Origin of the sequence: Gordonia spumicola, assembly GCF_009932475.1 — a bacterium.
Classification (GTDB): Bacteria; Actinomycetota; Actinomycetes; order Mycobacteriales; family Mycobacteriaceae; genus Gordonia; species Gordonia spumicola.
The window spans coordinates 1-22,046 of sequence record NZ_BJOV01000003.1 but is presented as its reverse complement, the minus strand read 5'-3'; the positions used below and the strand labels follow the sequence as shown (position 1 = coordinate 22,046).

Annotated in this window: 21 protein-coding genes, 1 tRNA gene and 2 pseudogenes; 17 read left to right on the top strand and 7 right to left on the bottom strand. The window is 68.8% G+C overall.

The features are described 5' to 3' along the window. Positions 1-37 precede the first annotated feature (37 nt). Together GYB83_RS06200 and GYB83_RS06195 are read left to right on the top strand one after the other, a co-directional pair. Positions 38-781 (top strand): CoA transferase subunit A, encoded by a 744-nt coding sequence (locus GYB83_RS06200; RefSeq protein ID WP_161894693.1) that lies wholly within the window; start codon positions 38-40, stop codon positions 779-781. Next, positions 778-1,428, top strand: coding sequence for a 3-oxoacid CoA-transferase subunit B (locus GYB83_RS06195; RefSeq protein ID WP_161894692.1), 651 nt, complete (start codon positions 778-780; stop codon positions 1,426-1,428). The genes GYB83_RS06200 and GYB83_RS06195 overlap by 4 nt, the downstream gene beginning before the upstream one ends. On the opposite strand, the gene GYB83_RS06190 is transcribed toward GYB83_RS06195, so the two are convergent. Beyond that, the gene (locus GYB83_RS06190; RefSeq protein WP_161894691.1) at positions 1,409-2,101 is read right to left on the bottom strand and encodes a FadR/GntR family transcriptional regulator; all 693 of its coding nucleotides are present in this window, start codon (positions 2,099-2,101) and stop codon (positions 1,409-1,411) included. The genes GYB83_RS06195 and GYB83_RS06190 overlap by 20 nt on opposite strands. A 178-nt stretch (positions 2,102-2,279) precedes the next feature. On the opposite strand from GYB83_RS06190, the gene GYB83_RS06185 reads away from it, so the two are divergent. Genes GYB83_RS06185 through GYB83_RS06150 form a run of 8 tightly spaced genes read left to right on the top strand, consistent with a single transcriptional unit; the run spans position 2,280 to position 9,270 of the window. Further along, positions 2,280-3,821, top strand: coding sequence for a bifunctional 3-(3-hydroxy-phenyl)propionate/3-hydroxycinnamic acid hydroxylase (locus GYB83_RS06185; RefSeq protein ID WP_161894690.1), 1,542 nt, complete (start codon positions 2,280-2,282; stop codon positions 3,819-3,821). Continuing rightward, a complete protein-coding gene (locus tag GYB83_RS06180) occupies positions 3,818-4,579 on the top strand; it encodes an alpha/beta hydrolase (protein ID WP_161894689.1) in 762 nt (253 codons plus the stop codon). Before GYB83_RS06185 ends, GYB83_RS06180 begins: the two co-directional genes overlap by 4 nt. Beyond that, positions 4,576-5,016, top strand: a complete 441-nt coding sequence (locus GYB83_RS06175) for a DUF4440 domain-containing protein (protein ID WP_161894688.1) — start codon at positions 4,576-4,578, stop codon at positions 5,014-5,016. The genes GYB83_RS06180 and GYB83_RS06175 overlap by 4 nt, the downstream gene beginning before the upstream one ends. Positions 5,017-5,027: 11 nt before the next feature. Next, positions 5,028-5,861, top strand: coding sequence for a fumarylacetoacetate hydrolase family protein (locus GYB83_RS06170; RefSeq protein ID WP_161894687.1), 834 nt, complete (start codon positions 5,028-5,030; stop codon positions 5,859-5,861). A 1-nt stretch (position 5,862) separates the two neighbouring features. Beyond that, a complete protein-coding gene (locus tag GYB83_RS06165; protein WP_161894686.1) occupies positions 5,863-6,210 on the top strand; it encodes a cupin domain-containing protein in 348 nt (115 codons plus the stop codon). 5 nt (positions 6,211-6,215) lie between these two features. Further along, positions 6,216-7,604, top strand: a complete 1,389-nt coding sequence (locus GYB83_RS06160) for an acyl-CoA synthetase (protein WP_186349760.1) — start codon at positions 6,216-6,218, stop codon at positions 7,602-7,604. 32 nt (positions 7,605-7,636) lie between these two features. Beyond that, a complete protein-coding gene (locus tag GYB83_RS06155) occupies positions 7,637-8,761 on the top strand; it encodes a DUF3500 domain-containing protein (RefSeq protein ID WP_161894684.1) in 1,125 nt (374 codons plus the stop codon). Further along, positions 8,758-9,270 carry a methylated-DNA--[protein]-cysteine S-methyltransferase gene (locus GYB83_RS06150; protein WP_161894683.1) on the top strand — a complete coding sequence of 171 codons (513 nt, stop codon included), beginning with the start codon at positions 8,758-8,760 and terminating at the stop codon, positions 9,268-9,270. Before GYB83_RS06155 ends, GYB83_RS06150 begins: the two co-directional genes overlap by 4 nt. 57 nt (positions 9,271-9,327) lie before the next feature. On the opposite strand, the gene GYB83_RS06145 is transcribed toward GYB83_RS06150, so the two are convergent. Continuing rightward, a tRNA-Leu gene (locus tag GYB83_RS06145) sits at positions 9,328-9,401 on the bottom strand. Between the two features lie 27 nt (positions 9,402-9,428). Then, the gene (locus GYB83_RS06140; protein ID WP_161894682.1) at positions 9,429-10,016 is read right to left on the bottom strand and encodes a TetR/AcrR family transcriptional regulator; all 588 of its coding nucleotides are present in this window, start codon (positions 10,014-10,016) and stop codon (positions 9,429-9,431) included. 70 nt (positions 10,017-10,086) lie between these two features. Between GYB83_RS06140 and GYB83_RS06135 the strand changes: the two genes are divergently transcribed. The 3 genes from GYB83_RS06135 to GYB83_RS06125 all read left to right on the top strand — a co-directional run bounded on the left by GYB83_RS06135 (position 10,087) and on the right by GYB83_RS06125 (position 12,931). Continuing rightward, a complete protein-coding gene (locus tag GYB83_RS06135) occupies positions 10,087-11,478 on the top strand; it encodes a DHA2 family efflux MFS transporter permease subunit (protein WP_161894681.1) in 1,392 nt (463 codons plus the stop codon). A gap of 25 nt (positions 11,479-11,503) precedes the next feature. After that, positions 11,504-12,211 (top strand): DsbA family oxidoreductase, encoded by a 708-nt coding sequence (locus tag GYB83_RS06130; protein ID WP_161894680.1) that lies wholly within the window; start codon positions 11,504-11,506, stop codon positions 12,209-12,211. 78 nt (positions 12,212-12,289) lie between these two features. Next, entirely contained in the window at positions 12,290-12,931 is a 642-nt protein-coding gene (locus tag GYB83_RS06125) for a TetR/AcrR family transcriptional regulator (protein WP_161894679.1), read from the top strand. 63 nt (positions 12,932-12,994) lie between these two features. Here the strand turns inward: GYB83_RS06125 and GYB83_RS06120 are convergent, their stop codons facing one another. Both GYB83_RS06120 and GYB83_RS06115 read right to left on the bottom strand, forming a co-directional pair. Further along, complete coding sequence (locus tag GYB83_RS06120; protein WP_161894678.1) at positions 12,995-14,140, bottom strand: Rv3169 family protein; 1,146 nt, start codon at positions 14,138-14,140, stop codon at positions 12,995-12,997. Then, complete coding sequence (locus tag GYB83_RS06115) at positions 14,137-15,279, bottom strand: phosphotransferase family protein (RefSeq protein WP_161894677.1); 1,143 nt, start codon at positions 15,277-15,279, stop codon at positions 14,137-14,139. The genes GYB83_RS06120 and GYB83_RS06115 overlap by 4 nt, the downstream gene beginning before the upstream one ends. Positions 15,280-15,410: 131 nt before the next feature. Here GYB83_RS06115 and GYB83_RS06110 point away from each other — a divergent pair, with 131 nt between their 5' ends. The 4 genes and pseudogenes from GYB83_RS06110 to GYB83_RS06095 form a co-directional block, all read left to right on the top strand. Then, the gene (locus GYB83_RS06110; RefSeq protein WP_161894676.1) at positions 15,411-17,699 is read left to right on the top strand and encodes an MMPL family transporter; all 2,289 of its coding nucleotides are present in this window, start codon (positions 15,411-15,413) and stop codon (positions 17,697-17,699) included. Then, positions 17,699-18,346 (top strand): TetR/AcrR family transcriptional regulator, encoded by a 648-nt coding sequence (locus GYB83_RS06105; protein ID WP_161894675.1) that lies wholly within the window; start codon positions 17,699-17,701, stop codon positions 18,344-18,346. The genes GYB83_RS06110 and GYB83_RS06105 overlap by 1 nt, the downstream gene beginning before the upstream one ends. A gap of 48 nt (positions 18,347-18,394) precedes the next feature. Further along, positions 18,395-19,288, top strand: coding sequence for a Bax inhibitor-1/YccA family protein (locus tag GYB83_RS06100; protein ID WP_161894674.1), 894 nt, complete (start codon positions 18,395-18,397; stop codon positions 19,286-19,288). Positions 19,289-19,471: 183 nt separating this feature from the next. Beyond that, a pseudogene (locus tag GYB83_RS06095) lies at positions 19,472-20,587 on the top strand (DHA2 family efflux MFS transporter permease subunit); the annotation flags it as partial. A 240-nt stretch (positions 20,588-20,827) separates the two neighbouring features. Here GYB83_RS06095 and GYB83_RS24070 read toward each other — a convergent pair. Both GYB83_RS24070 and GYB83_RS24065 read right to left on the bottom strand, forming a co-directional pair. Beyond that, a complete protein-coding gene (locus GYB83_RS24070; protein ID WP_371865045.1) occupies positions 20,828-21,217 on the bottom strand; it encodes a CinA family protein in 390 nt (129 codons plus the stop codon). Positions 21,218-21,629: 412 nt separating this feature from the next. Next, positions 21,630-21,995 (bottom strand): annotated as a pseudogene (locus tag GYB83_RS24065) (molybdopterin-binding protein); the annotation flags it as partial. Positions 21,996-22,046: the final 51 nt, after the last annotated feature.

The window sequence follows — 22,046 nt, the reverse complement described above, 5'->3', positions numbered from 1 at the left end:
TTGGCGTCCACGGCTCGGCTCGGCGTGTAATCGCCGCATGAAACTCTTCACAACAGCCATCGAGGCGGTAGCGGGAATCGGCGACGGAGCATCGATCGCGGTCGGCGGATTCGGGGTGTGCGGTGTGCCGGACACGCTCATCGAGGCGCTCGTCGACGCCGGGGTCGGCGATCTCGACGTCTACTCCAACAACTGCGGCGTGGACGGCTACGGTCTCGGACTGCTGCTCTCCGCTGGTCGGATAGCCAGGATCACGGCGTCGTATGTCGGTGAGAACCGCGAGTTCGCGCGCGCCTATCTCGCCGGGGACCTCGAAGTGCACCTGACGCCTCAGGGCACCCTCGCCGAACGCCTGCGAGCGGGAGGGGCCGGACTGCCCGCGTTCTACACGCCCGCGGGCGTCGGCACCCCGGTCGCCGACGGTGGTCTGCCGCTGAGGTACGGGCCGGACGGCGGCGTCGCGCTGGCGTCCGAGCCGAAGGAGACCCGAGTGTTCGGTGATCGGACGTATGTCATGGAGGAGTCGATCGTCACCGACGTCGCACTCGTCCACGCGGAGGTCGGCGACACCGACGGCAATCTCGTCTTCGCGAAGTCGGCGATGAACTTCAACCCGCTCGTCGCCATGGCCGGGCGGGTCACGATCGCCCAGGTCGAGAAGCTGGTGGAACCGGGGGACATCGGGCCGGCGGCGGTGCACCTGCCGGGAGTGTTCGTTCAGCGGGTGGTCTGCACCGGCCCGCAGGCCAAGCGGATCGAGAAGCGGACGGTTGCGGCATGAGCTGGACGCGCGATCAGATGGCGGCCCGAGCAGCAGCCGAACTCGCCGACGGCGAGTACGTGAACCTCGGCATCGGCCTGCCCACGCTCATCCCGTCCTACGTGCCCGACGGGGTGCGGGTGGTCCTGCATTCGGAGAACGGGATCCTCGGGACCGGCCCCTACCCGGCGGACGACGCCGTGGATGCCGACCTCATCAACGCGGGTAAGGAGACGGTCACCGTCCAGCCGGGCGCGGCGTTCTTCGACTCCGCGTCGTCGTTCGCGATGATCCGCGGCGGACACATCGACACCGCCGTGCTCGGCGGTATGCAGGTCTCCACCGCGGGCGACCTCGCGAACTGGATGGTGCCGGGCGCGACGGTGAAAGGCATGGGCGGAGCGATGGACCTGGTCCACGGCGCGGGTCGGGTGATCGTGCTGATGGAGCACACGACCCGCGACGGCGACCCGAAGGTCGTCGACACATGCACGCTGCCGTTGACCGGTGCGGGCGTCGTCGATCGGGTCATCACCGACCTGGGCGTGCTCGACGTCGGCGTCGACGGATTCACGCTCGTCGAAGTGGCGCCCGGCGTCGACGTCGATCGGGTGATCGCGGCGACGGCGGCGCCCGTTCGGGTGATGCTCAGCGCGGACGCGCGCTGACCGATCGGTGCGCGGCGACGGCGCGGGTCGTCCGCTCCGTGTCGCCCGACACGACGGCCTCGACGAGTTCGGCGTGCACGGCGACGCGCTCAGCCAGGTATCCGGTGTCGTCGTCGGCGGTCTCCGAGTCGGGCTGTGTCGGCAGGTCCTCGACGTGCGCCATCGCACTCAGGTAGACGCCGGTGGCGAACGTGTTCGCGGCGGTCTCGGCGAGGCGTCGGTGCAGTTCCCAGTTGTGGCGCATGAAGCTCTCGCGGTCGGTCGAGTTCTCCCGCATGCGATCGATGATCGCGCGCAGGTCGGTGGCGTCGCGCGCCGTGCAGTGCTGGGCCGCGTCGATGTCGATGAGTTCCTCCAGCGCGTCGCGGACGGCGACCGCGTCGGCGACGCTCGCCGGGTCCGCGGCCACGGAGAGCAGCGTGTGACGTAGTTGGACCACGGTACCGGCCTGTGCGACGAACAATCCGCCGCCGCGTCCGGGCCGGACGTCGACGGCGCCGCGTTCGGCGAGCAGTCGTGCGGCTTCGCTGATGGTGGCCCGCCCGAGTCGGGTCGTCTCACGCAGTTCGTCCATCGTCGCGATCCGGTCGCCTGCGGACAATCCGCGGTCGACGATCCAGCCCTCGATCTCCTTGGCGAGGGACTGGGCGCGGGTCAACGGAACGGAAATCACCCGCATGATTTTAGGCCACCATCGGTGGGGTGGGGCAGATCCGAGGGCCGTCGGAGCGCCGCCGACGAGAAAACACCCGAATATTTATGGTGATTCCCTTGACATCGGCCCGGGGTGGTGACGTAGATTACGTTCATAACAACTCGAAAGGTTCGGGTGGTTTAGCGAGAGGGATCAGATGAGGACCAACGCGGATGTAGCGATCGTCGGGTTCGGGCCCGCGGGGGCGATGCTGGCGTCACTGCTCGGACAGCGAGGCCACACCGTCGTCGCAATGGACAAGTTCCCCAAGCCCTACGAACTCCCTCGCATGAGCACCCTCGACGGCGAGGTCGCGCGACTCCTCCAGCACGCCGCAGACCCGAAGGAAGCGCTCGCCGAGTCGCTGCCGGAACGGCTCGTCGAGCTCTGGGGCGCCGACGGCGAGCGCAAGGGCCACTTCGACTGGGACTACAAGCGCGCAGGCCACATGTCGCACCTGTCGCTGCACCAGCCGAACATCGAGGCCGCGATGGCGCACCGGATCGCGCAGCACCCCAACGTCGACGTCCGCTGGGGTCGCACCGCGGTCGACCTCGTCGACATCACCGACGGCGGCGCGACCGTCGTCGCGACCACCGAGGACGGGACGACCGAGGAAGTGCGCGCGACGTACGTCATCGGCATGGACGGTGCGTCGAGCTTCGTCCGCGAGAAGCTCGGCATCGATCTCGAGGTCCTGCACGTACACGACGACCAGTGGATCCTCACCGACTACGACGTCCTCGAACCGCTCCCGAACAACCTCGAGGAACGCGTCTACTTCGACCTCGAGTTCACCCAGCCCTACTTCTACGCGCCGAACGGCGTCGGCCGGGTCCGCACCGACGTGCGCGTGATCCCCGGCACCGACATCGACGACGAACTGACGGAGGAGCGCGGATTGCAGTTCATGGAGGAGCACGTCGGGGTGCCCCGGACGAGCATCCGGCAGACCCGCCGCAAGCTGTACCGCTTCCGCAGCCAGATCGCGACGTCGATGCGCAAGGGGCGGGTGTTCATCGGCGGCGACGCCGCGCACGCGATGACGCCGTACATGGGGCAGGGCGCCTGCACCGCGATGCGCGACGCCGCGAACCTCGCGTGGAAGCTCGATCTCGTCCTGTCCGGGCGCGCCGACGCCGGCCTGCTCGACTCGTACGAGCCCGAACGTCTCGGCCAGGGCCGGTTCTTCGTCGAAGGGTCGTACGCGGCGTTCAAGATGATCAACCCGGCGACCGAAGCAGAGGCCGCCGAACGCGACGCCTACCTCGAGGCGACCGGCGGCGACGTGACCCCGCCGATCCCGCCGATCGGCGGCGGCGTCGGACTGCGCACCGTGGACGGAGACGCCGCACCGCAGGCCGGCGAGGTGGCGCCGCAGGGCGTCGTGACGATCGACGGCCGCACCGAACTCCTCGACGACGTCGTCGGGTACGGCTTCCACCTCGTGTCGACCCTCCCGATCGACGAGGTCCTCACCGCGGAGCAGTCGGCGCGGCTCGCTGAGCTCGGCGTGATCGAGGTGAAGCTCGGCGACGTCGTCGACGCCGACGGCACGTACCGCGACTACTTCGAGAAGTGGTCGGCGACATCGCTGATCTCGCGGCCCGACGGCTACGTGTTCGGTCTGGCCGATTCGGCCGACGACCTGCGGGCACTCGTCGATCACCTCCTCGACCAGATCCCGGTCCTGGCATGACGACTGTCACCACCCACGCCTACGTCGAGCGGGCCTCCGGGTCCCTGCTCCTCGACGTGCACCGGCCGGATCGGCCGTCTGCGGGCGTCGTCGTCTACCTGCACGGCGGCGGGTTCGCCGCAGGCGACCGCGCGATGGACCGCCCGCGCGTCGAAGCCATGGTCCGGCACGGACTGACCGTCGTCGTCCCCGACTACCGACTCGCGCCCGCCGCGTTCCCCGATCCGGTCGACGATGTTCTCGAGGCGTTGGCCTGGATCGGCGATCACCCCGACGAGGTCGGATCCACTCGGATCGGCCTGTGGGGCGCATCGGCCGGAGCGGTCCTCGCCGGGCTCGCCGGTCTGCGCGGCACGGTGGACGCCGTCGTCTCCTGGTTCGGATTCGGCGACATCACCACCGTTGCGGCGAGGAGTCCACTGGAAGAGGCACTCCTGCCGCCCGGTCCGGAGAACGCGCTGCTCGGCGTCGACGACGTCCGGGCGCACCCCGACCTGATGCGGGCCGCCAGCCCCGTCCACCAGGTCCGCGCCGACGCCCCGCCGTTCCTCATCGCGCACGGCGACCGCGACCGCATGGTCGACGAACGCGAGGGACGCCGACTCCACGACGCGCTGACAGCCGTCGGAGCGCGCTCCACCTTCGTCGTACTCGGTGGTGCGGGCCACGAGGACCCCGCCTTCGACGAGCCGACGTCCATCGCGATGACGGCAGCCTTCTTCACCACCCACTTCATCCGTCAAGAGGAGACATCATGACCGCAGACAGCCTCGACCAGGCCCGTGCCGACGATCGTGCACTGATCACCGCGGTGATGCACCGCTACTGCAACATGGCGCGCGAGAACGCCGACTTCGCCGGCATGTCGGTGATCTACACCGACGACGCCCGCATCACCCTGCCCGACGGCACCGAGGTCGGCGCCGTCGAGATGGCCGAGGTGGTCAAGGGCGGCGGTCCGACGTTCATCCGCCATCACGCGACCACGCTCGACATCGTGTTCCGCGGCGCCGACGCGGCCGATGTGGTCACGATGTACATCGCGATCACCGATCAGGCCGCACCCGACCACTGGGGCGAATGGCGCGACCACTTCGTCAAACAGGCGGACGGACGCTGGCTCATCGACCGCCGCGTCATCTGTGTCGACGGTGCGGCGCCTGCCGGTTGGTGCGCAGCCGTCTACGGAAGCTGAAGGGGAACAGTGTGAAGATCATCGGATATCGCGACGCGCACGGAGTGCAGGTGGCGGCCAGGGACGGCGACGCGCTGATCCCGCTGGGCTCGGTCGAGCGGTTCTGGGACGACCCGTCCGCCGCCGTCGCCGCGGCTGCGGGTGTCGTGGACCGTCTCCACGCGGCCGACGTGGAGATCGTGCCGCCCGTGCGCCCGGGTGCGCGGGTCCTGTGCGTGGGACTCAACTACCGCGAACATGTGGCAGAAGGCCCGTTCGAGGTGCCCGATCATCCCACGATCTTCGGTCGGTGGACGCAGTCGTTGACGGTCGGCGGCGTCCCGGTGGACGTGCCCGTCGACGAGCAGGGACTGGACTGGGAGGCCGAGCTGTTGGTGGCCGTCGGCGCACCGCTGTCGGTCGCCACTCCGGAGCAGGCCGAAGCCGCGGTGTTCGCGTACGCCGCGTTCAACGACATCACCGCACGTCGGGCGCAGAAGCTGACGACGCAGTGGACCATCGGCAAGAACGCCGACCGGAGCGGGCCGATGTCCGATCTGGTGACCGCCGACGAGGTCGGCGAGCTCGGCAGCCGGCGGGTGCGCTGTCTCGTCGACGGCGAGGTGATGCAGGAGTCGACCACCGACATGATGATCTTCTCGATCGCCGACATCCTGTCGTTCGTGAGCCGCACGTTCACCCTGCAGCCCGGCGACCTGATCGCCACCGGCACCCCGTCGGGCGTCGGCTACGCACGGACGCCCCCGAGGTTCCTGCATCCGGGCGATGAGGTGACGGTGACGATCGACGGCATCGGTTCGGTGACCACGCCGATCGGCGTCCGCGTCGACGCGGGGGTCCTGTGACATGACGATTCGACTGACCCGCGTCGCCGACGGCGAGCCGTTCGCGCCCGTCGGACACCACGGTGTGTCGCCCGTGCGACTGCAGGGCGGCGACGGCGGGATGAGCGTGGTCCTGTCCGAGTACGAGCCCGGCGCGACTGCAGCCTCCGCGGTGCAGACCGCCGAGACGATCTACGTCGTGCTCGAGGGCGAGCTGACGTTCGCAGGCGGCGGCGTCAGTGTGACCGCAGGTCCGCTCGATTCGGTGAACGTCGCAGTGGGCGATGAGCGATCGGTCCACAATGCCGGCGCCGTCGTCGCACGGATGCTCGTCGTCCGTCCCGCGCCGTCGACGGAGGGCCCCCGATGACCGCAGTGCTGCTTCCTTCGCTGACTGACGGTCCGGACGCCCTTGCGGTGACGGTGGGCGACGAGTCGATGACCCGGAGCGAGCTCGTCGGCGCGGCGTCGGCCGTGGCTCGCAGGGTCGGCGGTGCGTCGTCGGTCGCGATGGTCGCGAACGCCACGATGGACACGGTGATCGGGGTGGTCGGCTGCCTGCTGGCCGGGGTGCCCGCGGTGCCGCTGCCTCCGGACTCCGGACCCGCCGAGCGCCGGCACATCCTGACCGACTCGGGCGCACAGCTGCTGCTCGGCAACCCGATCGACGGCGTCGACCTGCCGACCGTGCCGGTCGACCTCGATGAGCGCGCGGACGCGCCGGCAGTCGAACCGGGCCCGGAGTCGACGGCGCTGATCATGTACACCTCGGGCACCACCGGCCTGCCCAAGGGCGTGGTGCTGTCGAGGCGGGCGATCGCCGCGAGTCTGGACGGCCTGGCCGACGCGTGGCAGTGGAACGCCGACGACACGCTCGTCCACGGGTTGCCGCTGTTCCACGTCCACGGACTGGTCCTTGGCGTCATCGGCGCGCTGCGGCACGGTTCGCCCCTGGTCCACACGGTTCGCCCGAAGGCTCAGGCGTACGCCGCGGCCGGCGGGTCGCTGTACTTCGGCGTGCCCACGGTGTGGTCGCGGGTGTGCGCCGATCCGGAGTCGGCCCGTGCCCTGTCGTCGGCCCGACTGCTGGTGTCGGGCAGCGCACCGCTGCCCACCCCGGTGTTCGCCGCTATGCGCGAGCTGACCGGTCACGATCCGATCGAGCGCTACGGGATGAGCGAGACCGTCATCACCATCAGCACCAGGGCCGACGGCGAACGTCGTCCCGGCTGGGTGGGACTGCCGATCTCGGGAGTCCGGACGCGTCTGTGGGACGACGCGGGCAACCCGGTGCCGCACGACGGTGAGACGTTGGGCCGCCTGCAGATCGCGGGCCCGACACTGTTCGACGGCTACCTCCGCAATCCGGAGAAGACCGCAGCGGAATTCACCTCCGACAGCTGGTTCATGACCGGCGACATGGCCGTCATCGATCGCGGCGGCTTCCACCGCATCGTCGGACGGGAGTCGGTCGACCTCATCAAGTCGGGCGGGTACCGCATCGGTGCGGGCGAAGTGGAGCACGCACTGCTGTCGCATCCGTCGGTGTCCGAGGTCGCCGTCGTCGGTGTCCCGGACGTCGATCTCGGACAGCGGATAGTCGCCTATGTGGTCGGCGACGACGTGGACGGCGATGTGCTGTCGGAGTTCGTCGCGTCCACCCTGTCGATCCACAAACGCCCGCGGGAGATCCGCCGGATCGACGCGCTGCCTCGCAACGCGATGGGCAAGGTCCGCAAGAAGGAACTGCTCGCCGATGACTGACACGACATCCGCGCCAGAGAGGAACCAGAGACATGTCTGACCTGTACGAAGCCCCGCAGACCGCCCAGCGGCTCGTTGTCACCGCGATGGGGCTGATCGGCACGTTCAGCCCGCAGCAGCGGGAGCAGGCGGTGATCGCCGACTTCGACGACGCGCGTCGCCTCGACTGGGACATCATCCCGAAGCCCGACCGCACGGGGATCCCGCTGCACGACCTCGACAGGCACCAGCGGGTCCTCGTCTGGGACATGATCCGGATGACCGTCCCGCTGCGCACGTTCACCAAGATCCTCGGCATCACCCAACTGGAGCACGTCTTGCGCGACTACGAGGGCGACTTCCTCGGTCCGGCGCTGCCGTCGTGGCGAAGTTCGGACAGCTACTACCTGACGCTCTTCGGCAGGCCCGGATTCGAGGACACGTGGACGCTCCGCTTCCTCGGCCATCACGTGTGCGTCAACGTGACAGTCGTCGACGAACGGTGGGTGGCCGCGACGCCGATGGCATTGGGCGCGCAGCCCACCGAGTACGACGGTGTCCTCAAGCCGCTCGCCGACGACGAGGGGCTGGGCTTCGATCTGCTGGCGTCGTTGACCGACGATCAGCGTGCGACCGCCGTGATCCACGACGTCGCACCCGCAGACTTCGTCACTCGCCAGGTTCCGAAGATCGGTGCGTACGAGTACCCCGATCACTACGACCTCGGCATGCCCGACTACCGGATCGCCGACGCGGACCGGGCGGCGCTGACGTTCCGGCGCGACGCCCCGTCGGGGATCGCGTCGGACGATCTGACCCCGGACCAGCAGGCCGGGCTCCTGGCGATCGTCGACTGCTACCTCGATCGGCTGCCGCCGGAGGCGGGGGAGCGGCACCGCGCCGCCGTCCGCGAGGGAGGCCCGATCCATTTCGCGTGGGCGGGAGCGCAGGTCCGCGGCGAGCCGCACTACTTCCGCGTGCAGACCGACCGCTACCTGATCGAGGCCGTCAACGCTGTCGGTGGAGGCAATCACCTGCACAGCGTGATCCGCGACCTCGACAACGACTTCGCCGCCGGAATCCTCGCCGAGCACGCGGGCACGGACACGCGGTGGGGACGATCGCACCTCGTGAGCCGTTCGGTCTCGAGTTCGGTCACCGGCATGATGGAGGGATGAGTCGTCGTCATGCGGTGATCACAACCGACCTCGGGCCGGTGACGATCGTCGCCGACGGCGACGCCGTCGTCGGCGTGTACTTCGACGCGCAAGCCCGGCTGCCGGCGGAGTCGTCGTTCGGGACGGACATGACGGTGACCCCCGATCCGTTGCTCGTCGACGCGTCGGACCAGCTCCGCGAGTACCTGGCCGGACACAGGAGGGTGTTCGACCTGCCGTTGCGGCCTGTCGGCACCGACTTCCAGACTCGCGTGTGGGACCTGCTGATGCACATCCCGTTCGGCGAGACCGTCACCTACGGCTGGATCGCCGAACGGGTCGGCGGCAAGGGGATGGCGACGGCCGTCGGTCAGGCCGTCGGGTCGAATCCGATCGGCGTGATCATCCCGTGCCATCGAGTGGTCGGGTCGGACGGTTCGCTCACCGGCTACGCGGGTGGGCTGCCCCGCAAACGGGCACTCCTGGCCTTGGAGGAACCGCCCGCTGAAGACGCAGGCCGCCTGTTCTGATCTGCGTATCGACCGCGCTCGGCCCCGGTTCTTCGAGCGCAGTCGAGAAGGAGTCAGTGCCCCCTGTCGGGCTCGAACCGACACTGCGCGGATTTTAAGTCCGCTGCCTCTGCCAATTGGGCTAAGGGGGCGCGGTGACAAGCATGCCAGGTGGCGTCCTATGGCGTGACGAGCGGCAGGAACACCTCGTCGACGATCGCGGTGAGCTTCTCGTCGGGAACCGGCCGGAGGGTCATGAGCACCTCGTGGCGGTAGAGGTTGTACGGGACGGTTCGGACTGTCGGGGTCAGGCGTGCCGGGTCCGCTTCGCCGCGGGCGACGGCGCGGTCGAGGATGTCGTCGATCCCCATGCGTTGTGCGCCGAACAGGAGGTCGCGGACGTCGCTCGGCGTCGCGCCCGACTCGCTGTAGTACTCGCCGAGGCTGGCGCTGAGCAGGACGAGGAAGTTCGACCGCCTGTCGTTCGAGCGGCGCAGGGCCGTCAAGAGATCACCTCGGAGACTCCCCGTGTCCGGGGCCGACACGTCCTGGCCCGCGCCGTGATGGCGGATCGTCGCCTGGAGCAGGTCCGAACGCGTGGGCCAGCGACGGTACAGCACGGGGCGGGACGTCTCCGCGCGTTCGGCGACGGCTTCGAACGTGAAGCCCGCGTATCCGCGTTCGGTCAGCTGTTCCCACGCGGCGTCGAGGATCGCCGCTTCCAGTTCCGCGCCGCGTCGTCGCGTCGCCTTCTCGTTAAGACCCACTTGCGCATCTTATCGCACGAGGCTATCGTCGGTCGGGAAATAAGATACGCAACTGAATCTAAGGAGTGTTGTGAAGACTCAGACGCTCGATGCCATCCCCGCCGAAGCCAAGCGCGTCGCGATCGCCGTGATCGCGGGCCTCATCGCGCCGATCCTCGACACGACCATCGTGACCATCGGCTTCGACAACCTGACGACGGCGATGTCGGCGCCCGTCGGCACCGTCCAATGGACCAACACCGGCTACCTCCTGGCGTTGGCGGTCGCCGTGCCGCTCGCCGGATGGTCGGCGCTGCGCTTCGGCTCCCGGGCCGTCTGGCGCACCGGACTGTCCGCCTTCTTCCTCGGCTCGATCCTCTGCGCCGCGGCGTGGAACATCCAGGCGCTCATCGCCTTTCGTGTGCTGCAGGGACTCGGCGCGGGGCTGCTGTTCCCGTTGATGACGTCGGTTCTCGTCGCCGCGAGCGGCGGCCGCGCGCTCGGTCGCCTCGTCGCCCTGGTCAGTGTGCCGACGGCGCTCGGCCCGATCCTCGGACCGGTCGTCGGCGGCGTCATCCTGCACTGGCTCGACTGGCGCTGGCTGTTCCTCGTCAACGTCCCCGTGTGCCTGATCGCGCTCGCCCTGTCCGGCCGGATCCCCGACGACCGGTCGCCGGGCCGGACGCGCCTGGATTGGCTCGGACTGGCGCTCCTGGCGCCCGGGCTCGTCGGGGTGCTGCTCGGCCTGTCGAACATGCACGCCGGAATCGCCCGCGCCGACGTCCTCGTCCCCGCCGCGATCGGCGTCGCCCTGCTCGCCGCGTTCGTCGTCCGAGGAGCCCGGGCCGCCGGTCCCACCCTCGTCGACGTGCGGGTCTTCGCACGGCAGTCGGTGTGGTCGTCGTCGGTCGGACTGTTCTTCTTCGGCGTCACGTCGTTCGGCGCGATGCTCGCCCTTCCGCTGTACCTGCAGCAGGTCCGCGGGGAGACGGTTCTCGCCGCGGCGTTCGTGCTCGTGCCGCAGGGGATCGGTGCGCTCGTCAGCCGGACCGTCGGCGGACGTCTCACCGACGCGATCGGCGCGCGTTGGGTGGCGGTCGCCGGGTTCGCGGTGGTCGCCGCCGCGACCGTTCCGTTCGCCCTGGCCGACGAGTCCACCGGCCTGATCTGGCTGATGGCGGCCCTGTTCGTGCGCGGCCTCGGGCTCGGCGTGCTCATCAGTCCCGTCATGTCCGCGGCTTTCGTCGGCCTGCCCGCCGCGTACAAGCACGACGCGTCGATCCTCACGCGGACCTTCCAGCAGGTCGGCGGCTCGGTCGGCACGGCCGTCGTCGCCGTGGTCCTGACGGCGGGCTCGGCCGGAGTCGGCGGCTTCCGCGACGCGTTCTGGTGGACCGTGGCCCTGACCGCCCTCGGCGCGATGCTCGCGGTGCGGCTGCCGGGAACAACGGAGACCGCGCCCGCGTTGAAGCCCACGCACTGAACAACCGTATGGAGGCGACTCACTCATGCAGGTCGAGATCTGGACCGACGTCAACTGCCCGTTCTGCTATCTCGGGAAGAAGCGGTTCGCCGACGCGCTCGACGAGTTCGACGCCCGCGACCAGGTGTCGGTAGTCCACCGCTCCTTCGAGCTCGACCCGACCGTTCCCGCGGGCACGTCCGGCAGCGTCGTCGAGCACCTGGCGGAGAAGTACGGTCGAACGCTCGAGCAGGCGGCCCAGGGCGAACGCCAGCTCGGCGCGGCCGCGGCCGAGGCGGGGTTGGAGTACGTGACGTCGGGCCGCGACTACGGCAACTCGTTCGACATGCACCGACTCCTCCACTGGGCCAAGGAACTCGGTCGTCAGGAGCAGATGCTCGACGCGCTGTATGTCGCGAACTTCGCCGAGCAGGCCCCGCTGTTCGGCGACACGGATCGCCTCGTCCAGGTCGCCGTCGACGCCGGTTTCACCGAGGCCGCAGTTCGCGAGGTGCTCGCGGACGAGACCCGATACGCCGACGACGTGCGGCGCGACGAGGCCCAGGCGCAGGAGTTCGGCGTCGGTGGTGTGCCGTTCTACGTCTTCGATCGCACGTACGCGGTGTCCGGAGCACAGCCGACGGAGGTGTTCGCCCAGGCCCTGGAGAAGGCGTGGGCCGGCCGTCGGGGGCCGACGCTCCTCGCCGACGGCCACGCCTGCGGACCCGACGGATGCGCCGTTCCCGACGCCTGACCATCGAAGTTGTGACGGGTCGGACGAACCGCTGCGATCGCCGAACTAGAACAGGTTACTGTCGGATGCGTGGCACGCATGACCGATACCTCTGACGACAGCGGACGAGTGATCCTCGGTCTGGACGCCGCCGAACGCGCGGAGCGACGCCGCGAGGTCATCCTCGACACCGCGCTCGAGATGTTCGCGACCGACGGTGTCGCCAAGACCTCGATCGAAGCGCTCTGCCAGCGGGCTCTCGTCGGCAACAAGGCGTTCTACGAGCACTTCCGGTCGAAGCAGGAGTGTTACGTCGCGCTTCTCCGGCGGTGCACCGATCGGACCTTTTCCAGGGTCGTCGCGGCGATGCCGACCGGCGACCAGTCCGAGGACGCGATGGTGCGCGCGCTCGTCGGGGCCCTCGCGCACGCGCTGATCGACGACCCGCGCGTCTCGATCGTCACGTTCGGGGTGGCGGGCGGCCTGACGGTGCAGGTGGACAAGCAGCGCCGCGAGAACCGGCGCGCGGCGTCCAAGCTGGTCATCAGCGTCTGGGAGATGTACAACGACGACCTCCCTGAAGCGGTGGACTCGATAGCGCTGGCCGTCATCGGCGGCCTCTTCGGGCTCATCGGAGACGAACTCGACCGCGTCGACTACAGCCCGGATCCGCGGACCGTCGACCGACTCGTCGATCACATGGCCGAGTTCGTCCTCGCCGCCGGGCGCGGAATGCGCTGACTCGAGAACTTCGGCACTCGCAGCCGCGCTCAGCGCGGCCGCGAGTGCCGAAGTTCTCGACGGTCATGGCGCGACGTCGACGTACTCGGCGAACCCGTACTGATCGTGCGGTCCGATGACCGCGAACTCGAACAACCCGTCGCCGTGCGACTCGGCGTCGCCCTCGACGAGGGTGAAGTTCGCGTAGTGGTCCACGGGGCAGAACATCTTCATGGTCGGATCCAGCTCGGAGACCTTGTTGCGCAGCGCCTGGACCTTCTCGTCGCCCTGCCACATGCCGTGACGCCAGTCCTGCTCGAGCCCGTATCCGGTGCCGAAGCCGATGAAGTTCGCGACCTTCGGCGCGCAGCGCACCGAGATCGTCTCACCGGACGGCTTCACGAAACGCAGCGTGGCTCCGGACGGTTCACGCCCACCGGAGACGAACTCCACCTCGTGCTCCACCCGGCCGAGCCATTCCGGATCGCGTGCCGGATCGTTCCACACGCGCCGAGCGTCGCCCATGATCCGCTCGCCGGTCCGCAGCTCCTGCACGATGACCGTGATGACGTAGTCCTCGAACCGCATCACCGAGTAGATCCAGAAGAACGACGCGGCGTCGGTCTCGGCGGCGCGACGACCGGGCGGCTCCGCCTCGCCGACGGGCCGCACGCCCCACGAGCGGTCGCGGTTGCCGCGCCACGTGTCGGGCTGGACGTCGAAGTCCTCGCCGTCGACCGTCAACGAACCGGTCCAGCCGCCGGTCTGCACGAACCGCATGGTGTCGAAGGTGACCCGCTCCAACTGCCGCTGATAGTGCCGGGGTTCGAGGACGGCCGGGCCGTCGGCGTCGAAGACCAGGTCGAACGACACGTCGCCGTGGCCGGGCTCAAGCGACACCTGCAGTCGCTGCAGGCCGTCGAGGACCTTCACCGTCAGCGGTCCGACAGTGAGGTCGTTCCGGTTGTCGCCCAACGCTTTCGATGCCCGGACGACGATGTGATCGTCACCGTGTCTGACCACCGCGAAGCCGTCGACGACGCCGAGGTTCGGGTACACGCCGAGTCCGACGATCAGCCACGGCTCGGGGCTGTCGCCGCGCATGTCGCCGTGGCAGTTGAAGTAGTAGCGGTCGTAGAAGTTCCGGTCCGACGTCCCGACGTGCCGCACCACCTCGGCGACCTGGTGGATCGGGTAGTCGTCCATCTCGGACAGTGCGGAGCGGCTCATGCTTCTTCCGTTCCTCGAGCGGAGTCGAGAGGCCAGTAGGTGCCCGCCATCATCGCCTCGACGGTGGCGCGGTGCAGGATCATGTCGTCGGGGTCGGCGGGTTCGGCGGCCTGGCCGAAGTGGATGGCGCGGCAGTTGATCCGGAACATGATCACCGCGTGGACGAGCGCCGAGTAGGTGATGTAGAAGTCCAGGTCGCGTGGGGCGTAGCCGGTGAGGCGCTCGTACTCGGCCGTCACGTCGTCGCGGGTGAGGAAGTCGGGCAGGCCTTCGAGGGTCGCGAGTTCGGCGAGATCCTGGAAGAAGCGGTGGATGAAGATCATCCACGCGATGTCGAGTTCACGGGGACCGACGGTCGCCATCTCCCAGTCGAGGACGGCGACGGGCGCGAAGTCTCGGTACATGATGTTGCCGATGCGGGCGTCGCCCCAGGTGAGGACGGGTTCGGGCTCGTCTTTCGGGAAATTCTCGTCGACCCACGCGAAGGCGCGCTCGATGAGCGGCGCGCCCGCGCGGCCCTGCGCGGCCCAGTCGTAGAACTCGCGCAACCTGCGGATGTGTGCGCGCAGGGGGCTCTCCCCGTCGTTCGGGAGGGCGACTCCGACGGTCGGCAGTGGCGCGGCGTGCACCGCAGCGAGCACGCCGACGGATGCCGCGGTGAGCGCCCCGCGGTCGTCCGGAGCGGCTTCGGACACCCACGATCCGAAGGTGTACGGCATCACGTCCGGCGGGACGATGCCGTCGACCCGGCCCATCACGAAGAACGGAGCGCCGAGTGCTTCGGGATCCGGTTCGGACCACCACAGCGGCGGAAGGGGGACGTCGGTGTGCTCGGCGACGTGGCGGATCAGCTGGAACTGCCCGTCGAGGTCGTACGACGGGAACACCGGGTCGCTGTCGGGCATCGGTGCGACTCGCACGACGAGGTCGTGGTCGGCTCCGCGTAGGCGTGCGGTGGCGAGGAGGGTCTCACTCGACATCCCGTTGGCCGAGGGCAGGTCGACGCTCAGGACGGCCGCGTCGGCGCCCTCGTGGCTCTTGAGCCAGGAGTCGAGCCTCTCGCGGAGCCATTCGGGATCGCGCTGGGATTCGCTTGGGCGCGCTACCTGCGCACTCTCGTTGTCTGTGATCGGTGACACATCGAGATTAGAACAGGTTCCATGCCAAGTTGTCGAGGTTCACGTGGCACGAATTCAACCCTTCCGTCGTTAAGTTTCGAGTGATAACTTAACTGCGATAACCGAGTTCTCTTCGATTGACGGAGGTCGTCGTGCTCACTCGAATGACGCAGCGGATCATCGCCGCGCCCAAGCTCGTCCTGACATTGACCGTGGTGGTCCTGGCACTCTGCGGCGCCTACGGCCTCGGTGCGGCCGACAAGATGCTCGCGGGCGGATACGAGGACCCGGGAGCCGAATCGAGTCACGCGCGCGACGTGCTGGCCGATGAGTTCGCGCAGGGCGGCATGCAATTCGTCATCAAGCTGGACGCTCGCCCCGGCACAGACGCGACCACCGACCCGCAGGTGATCGCCGCCCGCGACGAGATCCTGGCGATCCTCGACGGGAAGGCCACGGCGACGGGTGGCTATGTCGAGCAGCCGATCCTGACCGTCTGGAACTCGCCGAACCTGGCGGGCGAACTGCTGAGCACGGACCGCTCGTCCACCCAGATCGTCACGGCGATCTCCGGCGGCGACGAGCACGCGCCGGCCAACGCGAAGGAACTGGCAGATCTCATCGGCTCCGAGCGGCACGGCGTGCGGATCCAGACGGGCGGCATGGCGCTGGTCTACGGCGACATCAACGCGCAGACCACGAAAGACCTCGCCATCGCCGAAGCGATCGCCATCCCGATCAGCTTCCTCCTGCTCATCGTGGTGTTCGGCGGGGTCGTGGCGGCCGCGCTCCCGGTCCTCGTCGGCGGCGCGGCGATCGTCGGCACCCTGGCTCTCCTGCGCCTGATCGCGGGTTTCGCCGATGTGTCGATCTTCGCGCTGAACCTGACGACGGCGATGGGCCTGGCCCTGGCGATCGACTACACGCTGCTCATCGTGACCCGATATCGGGAAGAGGTGGACGGCGGTCTGGACCGTCGTGCGGCGATCGTCCGTACGCTCGACACCGCGGGGCGCACGGTGGCGTTCTCGGCGGTCACCGTCGCGTTGTCGCTGGCCGCGCTCGCGATCTTCCCCATGTACTTCCTCCGTTCGTTCGCCTACGCGGGCGTCGGCGTGGTGATCGTCGCCCTCATCGCGGCGCTCGTCATCACTCCCGCGCTCCTCGTCCTGCTCGGCGACCGCATCGACTCCCTCGACGTCCGCAAGGCGTTCCGCCGCCTGCGTTCCCGCGGTTCCCGGCCGTCGGGTGACCCCTCCGGCTCGTCGAACAGCCCCTCCGGCTCGTCGAGCGGAGTCGAGACGACGCCCGCGATCGAGGACACCGGGTGGTACCGCATGGCGCAGGCCGTGCTGCGGCGCGCGGTGCCGGTCGCGATCGTCGTCCCCGTGTTCCTGCTCGTCCTCGGTGCCCCGTTCCTGTCCCTGAAGTTCGGCTTCCCCGACGAGCGGGTGCTCCCGAAGGACGCGGCCGTCCACTCGATGGCCGACGAGACGCGCGCCGAGTACACGCAGACGCCGGGTGGGACTGCGGTCGCCGTCGTCGAAGGCGGGGTGCGGGCCGACCAGATCGCGCGGTACGCGGCCGATCTGTCGAAGGTCGACGACGTCACCGCCGTCACCTCGCCGGTCGGGACGTTCGTCCACGGCAGGCAGGTGGCCCCGAGCGACCCGCGGGACAGCCGGAACGGGGTGGCGCTGCTGAACGTCTCGTCGAGCCTGGAACCGATGGGCGACGCGGGACAGGATCAGGTGGTCGCGTTGCGCGCGGTGCGCAAGCCCGACGGCGCGACGGTCTCGTTCACCGGCTTCGCGGCGATGAACCACGACGTGGTCGACGCGATGTTCCGGTACCTGCCGTGGGTCCTGATCATCATCGCGGTCGCCACCTACGTGCTGCTGTTCCTGTTCACCGGCAGCGTGTTCCTGCCGCTCAAGGCGCTGGTGTTGAACGTCCTGTCGTTGTCGGCGACGTTCGGTGCGATGGTGTGGATCTTCCAGGAGGGACACCTCGGTGGATTCGACACCACCCCGCAGGGCTATCTCGTGGCGACGATGCCGATCCTCATGTTCTGCATCGCGTTCGGACTGTCGATGGACTACGAGGTGTTCCTGCTCGGGCGCATTCGGGAGGAGTGGCTCAAGTCCGACCGCACCAAGGCGGCGAACGACCACGCCGTCGCGGTCGGCCTCGCCCGGACAGGTCGCGTGGTCACGGCTGCCGCCCTGCTGATGGCGATCGTCTTCGCGGGCATCGCGGCGTCGGAGGTGTCGTTCATGCGGATGTTCGGCGTCGGCCTCACGCTCGCCGTCCTGATGGACGCGTCGATCATCCGCATGCTGCTGGTCCCGGCGTTCATGCGGCTCGCGGGCCTGTGGAACTGGTGGGCTCCGCCGCCGCTGCGCAGGCTGCACGATCGCGTCGGATTGACGGAGGAGTGATGGCTCCCCGTCCCCGCTCCCCGCGTGGTTCGGGCGAGCAGCTCGCCGACGAGATCATCGCCGCGACCACCGATCTGCTGATGGAGCTCGGCAGCGGCGACGCAGTGTCGATCCGGGCCGTCGCACAGCGGGTCGGCGTCACGCCGCCGTCCATCTACCTCCACTTCCAGGACAAGGACGCATTGCTCGACGCGGTCTGCGCGCACTACTACGAGCGGTTCGACGACGTCATGATGGCCGCGGGCGAGGGCATCGACTACCTGTGGGAAAGGGCCGTCGCACAGGGGATCGCCTATGTCCGTTTCGCGATCGAGAACGAGGTGGTCTTCCGGACGACGTTCGCTCGCGTCACCGAGGCCGGGGAGCCGACGCTCACCGACGAGGTGCTGCTGTCGTCGGCGTTCGGACACATCCGGGAGACCATCGAAGAGGGGATGGCGACGGGTCTGATCGCGCCCGGCGATCCGGTGCCCGTCGTCATGCAGGTGTGGTCGGTCGCGCACGGCGTCGCCTGCCTGATGGTCACGAAGCCGGGGCTGCCGTGGGGCGATGACCTGTCCACCGCGGAAGGGGTGATGCGCGCCGTCTGCACCGGTTTGAGTCAAGTACCGGTAAACTGGGAACACAGCGGGTCCGACGTTCGTTGAACGATCGAACCAGACGTCATCCGCACGACTCGTCTAAAGGAGCCCACAGTGCGCGAGAGCAGTAATCCGATCATGCGAGGCGTGGTCCGCGAGAACCAGCCGGCCAACAACGGCGGTTACGCGACCTTCGGCACCGGCATGGCAGGCGCCGGTCAGGGCGCCATGACCTACGGCCAGCAGCAGTACGGCCAGCAGTACACACAACCCGGGTACCAGCCGCAGGCGGGCACCCGCCCGATGACGATCGACGACGTCGTCACCAAGACGGCGATGACGCTCGGCACGGTCATCCTGTTCGCCGTCGCCACCTACGTCGTCATCAGCGGCCGCGGCACGATGGAGTCGCAGCTCGCGATCGCGGGCCCGATCATGGGCGTCGGCGCCATCGGCGGCCTCGTCCTCGTCCTCATCGCGAGCTTCGGTCGCAAGCAGGACAACCCGGCGATCGTCCTGTCGTACGCGGCGTTCGAGGGCCTGTTCGTCGGCGCGATCTCGTTCGTGTTCGGGAACCTTGTGGTCAGCGACGTCAACGCGGGCGTCCTGATCGGGCAGGCAGTCCTCGGCACGCTCGGCGTCTTCGTCGGCATGCTGATCGTCTACAAGGTCGGAGCCATCCGCGTCACCCCGCGTTTCACGCGGATGATCACCGCGGGCATCTTCGGTGTCCTCGTGCTCGTGATCGGCAACCTGGTCATCGGCTTCTTCAACGGCGGATCGGGCCTCGGCCTGCGTGACGGCGGTCCGATCGCGATCATCTTCTCGCTGGTCTGCATCGGCCTCGCGGCGTTCTCGTTCCTCATCGACTTCGATTCGGCCGATCAGCTGATCCACGCTGGCGCACCGGCGAAGGCATCGTGGGGCGTGGCCCTCGGCCTCACCGTCACCCTCGTGTGGCTGTACGTCGAGATCCTCCGCCTGCTGAGCTACCTCAACAGCGACTAGTCTCACGTCCTTCTCGACTGCCGCATCGGTTCCGACCGGTGCGGCAGTCGTCGTCTGTGCCAACGTAACTCACTTGCACTCGGTGCAGGTTCGGGGTTTCCTAGTCCGGTGAAACGAACGGACTACACAATCATCGGAACGCTGATCGTCGCGACGTTCGTCGTGATCCTCAACGAGACGGTGATGAGCGTCGCGCTCCCCGTCCTGCAGTCCGATCTCGGCGTCCCGCCGAGCCAGGGCCAATGGCTGACGACGATCTTCATGCTCACCATGGCGGTCGTCATCCCGCTGACCGGCTTCCTGATCCAGATGTTCGGGACGCGGACCATGTTCATCGTCGCGATGACGCTGTTCACCGTCGGCACCGCGATCGCCGTGATCGCGCCCGGCTTCGCCGTGCTGCTGATCGCCCGCGTGGTGCAGGCACTCGGCACGGCGGTGATGCTGCCGTTGCTGATGACCACGGTCATGACGCTGGTCCCCGAGGAACGACGCGGCGTGATGATGGGCAACATCTCGGTGGTCATCGCCGTCGCCCCTGCTCTCGGTCCGACGATGTCGGGCCTGGTCCTCGACCACTTCAGCTGGCGTTGGGTGTTCGGTGTCGTGCTGCCGTTCGCGGTGATCGCGACGGTCGTGGGCGCCAAGTTCGTCCGGCCGGTCGGGGAGCGGTCGTCGGCGCCCATCGACTTCCTGTCCATCCCGCTCGCGGTGTTCGGCTTCGGCGGCTTCGTCTACGGTCTCGTCGCCATCGGCGAATCGGCCGACGGCAAGGCGGCCATGCCGATCTGGATCCCGTTCGTCGTCGGTGCGATCGGTCTGGCGGCGTTCATCGGACGTCAGCTCCAACTCCAGCGCGAGGACCGAGCCCTGCTCGATCTGCGGGTGTTCGCGTCGAAGCCGTTCACGCTGTCGGTGATCCTGGTGGTCGTCGCCATGGCGACGATGATGGGCACGTTCATCGTCGTTCCGTTGTTCGCGCACAACGTCCTCGGGATGAGCCCGCTGACGACCGGTCTGATCACCCTGCCCGGCGGCATCCTGATGGGAGTGTCGTCGCCGCTGATCGGCAAGATCTACGACGCCCGCGGTCCCCGGCTCCTCGTGATCGGAGGAACACTGCTGATCGCGTGCGCCGTCTGGCTCATGACGACGGTCACCACGGCGACGTCGTTCTGGCTGCTCACCGCGGCGAACATGGTGCTGTGCATCGGTCTCGCGGCCACGTTCACCCCGCTGATGACGCTGGCTCTCGGTTCGCTGAAGCCTGCCCTGTACTCACACGGTTCGGCCGCGCTCGGCACCCTGCAACAGGTGGCGGGCGGTGCGGGCACCGCGTTGTTCATCACCATCGTCACCGTGGTGTCCAAGAGCGGCGCCGAGGCGGGCGACTCGGCCGCGGTCGCCATGACCGACGGCGTCCGGACGGTGTTCCTGACCGCGGGCTGCCTGAGCATCGTGCTCGTCGCTCTCGGATCCTGGTCAGGGCCCCGAAGCCGGTGGAGCACGACGTCAGCCTCGCGCCGTCACACTAGAGTCCTACAGAGCCGCCGCAAGCAGGTGGAACGCGGCGGTGGTCGCCAGACGTCGGACGCTGTCGCGGTCACCGGGGAACAGCCGGGTCACGGTGACCGTCTCCCGGCCCGCGACCCGCTGACGCCGAAGCACACGGTGCCGACGGGTTTGCGGGCCGGGCGCCGTCGGTCCCGCGATGCCGGTGGTCGACACACGCAGATGTCGGCGCCCGTCACCCGACGGGCGCCCTCGGCCATCGCCGCGGCACACGGGTTCGCTGACCGCACCGAGCTCGGCGATCAACTCGGCGGGCACGCCGAGCACACCGGTCTTCACCTCGTTCGAGTAGGAGACGACGACGCCGAGCAGGTAGGCGGATGAGCCCGCGCGGTCGGTGAGACGCGCCGCCACCATCCCGCCCGTGCACGACTCCGCCGTCGCGACGGTCCGCCCGTTCAGACGGGACACCAGAAGATCGTCGATGTCGAGGCGTCGGTGGAGAACACCTTGTCGCCGTGGCGTGCGATGAGAAGATCAGCGAGAGCGTCGTACGTGGCGGGACGCCGTGCCGTCGAATCGACTGACGATCTCCAGCTCGCCTCCGCGCATGCACGTGGTGACCTCTACATCCGCAGAGGCCGGGGACGGCATCGTCGGCCTCACGCAGGGTGACGGCGAGATCGGGCTCGGACAAGCCGTACGCGCGGATGGTGCGCTGCTCGCCGATCACACGGCCGCTGATCGCCTCGACGACGGCGTCGGTGCGGACCGCGGTGGGCCACATCGCCTGCAATTCGTGCGGCGGACCGGGCAGGACGAGCACCGCGGGCCGACCGTCCGCGGCGGGCACGGCCACACCCGGCGCGGTGCCGGTCGGTGGAATCGCCCGCGCGCCGACGGGGACCAGTGCCTGCTTGTCGATGGCGGCGACCAGGGCGTCGGGCAGCGTCGCATCGGCCGGGACCTGCCGCCACGTGCGGATCACGGTGTCGATGGTCTGTCGGATCTGAGGGTCCTGCCGCAGCGGCAGCCCCGCGAACTCGGCGACGGTCGCGACGGTGAGATCGTCGGCGGTGGGGCCGAGGCCGCCCGTCGTCACGATCAGGTCCACGCCGTCGGCCGCGAGGAACCGCAATTGGGCGAGGAGGTCGGCCGGGCGGTCGCCGCAGATCGTGAGGTGAGCGACGTCCACCCCGAGGTCGGCGAGCCGTCCGGACACCCATGGACCGTTCTTGTCCGTGAT